The organism is Pseudanabaena biceps PCC 7429, from assembly GCF_000332215.1.
In the GTDB taxonomy this organism is placed as follows: domain Bacteria; phylum Cyanobacteriota; class Cyanobacteriia; order Pseudanabaenales; family Pseudanabaenaceae; genus Pseudanabaena; species Pseudanabaena biceps.
On the sequence record NZ_ALWB01000365.1, the window covers coordinates 1 to 2,674 of the forward strand.

1 protein-coding gene is annotated in these 2,674 nt (G+C 44.0%); it reads right to left on the reverse strand.

What is annotated here, in order from left to right:
- Positions 1-352: 352 nt before the first annotated feature.
- On the reverse strand, positions 353-2,458 hold the full coding sequence (locus PSE7429_RS22340) for a DUF3352 domain-containing protein (protein ID WP_158467666.1): 2,106 nt from the start codon (positions 2,456-2,458) through the stop codon (positions 353-355).
- Between the last annotated feature and the right edge of the window lie 216 nt (positions 2,459-2,674).

Sequence of the window (2,674 nt, forward strand, 5' to 3'; positions counted from 1 at the left end):
GCAAGGCTTTTACTTTTGGGCTTTGAGAAAGGATTTGCGTAGCAAATCCTTTCTCAAAGCCCGTTTCAAATTATCCCGAACTCACGTTATTTATACCAAAGCTCAAAATGGCTACGCCATTTTGAGCTTTGGTATTAGTTCCCTTTTTCTATAGCTGCCGTCAAATGTATCAGAGTATAAACAAAAGAGGGTTGCCGCGCGGAGCGCGACAACCCTCTAGTTGACGAATTAGTCCAAAGGGTGGATGGCGGCGCTTTGCGCTGCCATCCATCTTCTAAAATTTTGCTTAGTATCACTGCTTCGCGCCACATTTTTCTTATGGAGCGCAGCAATGGCAGGCTATTGCCTATATTTATGGATTTAAGCCCAAGAAGAAATCGGCTTGGAAGCGATCGCTAGTTTCGGAATACACAAAAACCGCACCGCCTAATCGATCGATCGTTTTTTGGAGTAGTTCTGGTAAAACCTTTTTTGTGGATTGGTCGGGGCTTGATGTTTCCGATTGGGGAGGTTCGGAATTGGGTGGCGCATCAAGTTCGCTGAAATAGGCAATAGAGAATAAAGCGATTTGCTTGGCGATCGCATTAGCATTGAGATAAAAATAGCCAAAGTTGGGCTTGGGCATATCCGCGATCGCATCGCGAAACATTTCCGAATCCGCAAGGGCAGGCTTGGGAGTAGGAATAAAATCCGCAACGGTTTGATAACCAATTGTAAGGATCAGAGTCTGGGGATCACGCCACCCATAGGCAAAGGCACTTTGAGTTTTCCCAACTTCGCGATCGTCAGGGAACTCCAGACTAGTCAACAAAGTCGTACCAATCTGACGTTTTTTGACTTGGGCAATGTTTTTGGGAACTAAAAAGTTATTAAAATACTTAGTTACTTTGCCCAATGTCTTATTAACCGCATCGGGCTTAGATGTACGGATGAGCATTCCCGCTGCGATATCACTGCCAAATTCTTTAAATGGAGAGCGATCGCTGGGAAATATCGTAACGGCATATTCTCCATCCATCAAGGCAATAATATCCTTCTCAATGTCTAGATCTAAATTAGGATCGGCAATCGAAGAAGAGAGCATTCGTAATCCTTCCACAAGGATCCTATAGGAAGGCTGTTTTTTTGACTCTTCCACAAACCATTGCCATTGGCGACTGAAATTCCGACTGGTAATTGCACCATAGATATTTGAGGGCAAATAGGACAGTAGCCGATCTCTAGTTCCATTATCCTTAGGTACAGGGGGACGCACCTCCGCAAAATAACTATTACTTTGACTGCGCACTCCCTTAGGATCGAGCCATGTAAACAGATCGAAACTGCTGTACTGTCCAAGGGTGTATTGCAAACCTTGCAGATATTCGGAACGGCTTAATCCTGGCAGTTCTGAAGTCTCAGGCAGATCCGCCGCTAAGATTTCGGCAATTTGCCCCAAACCTTTAAAATCTCCATAGCCAGCTAGCAACGAGCGATCCCAGAGAGGATGATTGAGCGATCGCAAAAAGAGCTGGTTCTCCGCCAAGGAGGGCAAAGCCTGCTCGGAATTAACCGCAGCCAGATCGACCATCTTCTGAATAGCTTGGCGATCCGTTGCGATGACAGCAACTCCACTGGGCAGTTGGGCGATCGCCAATCGTTGCAACCTGAAGTCAAAAAAGCCAGGAATAATTGGCTCATTATCTCCAGAATTAGGGGGATGCTCGTCTTTATTCTTGAGATCGGCATTCTTGAGATCTGAAGCTTGATCCTGTAGGTGTGATAAAAGAGATTTTCGTGAATTTAAGCTTTGCGAAAGCACGGGTTTCCTGTCACCAAACTTCTCCTCCTCAAATTGCCACTCTAAGATTTTGACATTTTGATATTGGATTTCAGTTGGTTTCGGTAAGTTGAGCTTCTTTAATTTTTGCAAGAAAAGCTCGAACTTTTGTCCATCAGCGATCGGTGCAAGTGCAACAAACGATAAATCGCTATCGCCACCATTACCCCATAGGGAAATCGCTAATTCATTACCTAACCAAGGCTGGACATCCTTAGTAATAGAAAAACCAGAAGACAGGGTTATAAAACTCAGTAATTTATCAAGAGCTAAAACGGGTGATACGGAAGAAGAACCTAAGACTTGCCAAGAGGTGCGATCAATATCGAGTATCAAAAAGCCGATCGCATCAGAGGGAATTTGTTTAGCAAGATTGAGGGAGCGCCGAGCAAATTGATTAGAGCCCGAATTCTGAAGAATCGCTTTAGGCTGAGCCGCAATTATATTCAGCTTTGAGCTTGGGCTGGAAACTGGTAACTCATTAAGCGTATTGGCGATCGCAGGAGCAGATAGGCTACCGACATTGACCGCGAGAATCGTAGCTGTAAACAAACTCCTCACTGAATAAAACCTCTCTGAAATAGATGACAAGACTTCGCGATGAGAACGGACTAGCAAGAACGACAATTCCCACAACACATAGTATCGCCCATTCTTGTTATACCAAATTAAGAAATGGCTACGCTATTTCTTAATTTGGTATATTCACTTAAAACCCAATAGAGAGTTGCGGTGCAAAGCGCCGCAACTCTCTATTGGGTTTGATTTTTGTCCTAACATTACTGAATATAGCTATAGCTCACAAAAGTGTTGTCACACTTTCGTGAATTGGTATTAGTAGGATGTTTTAAGTAA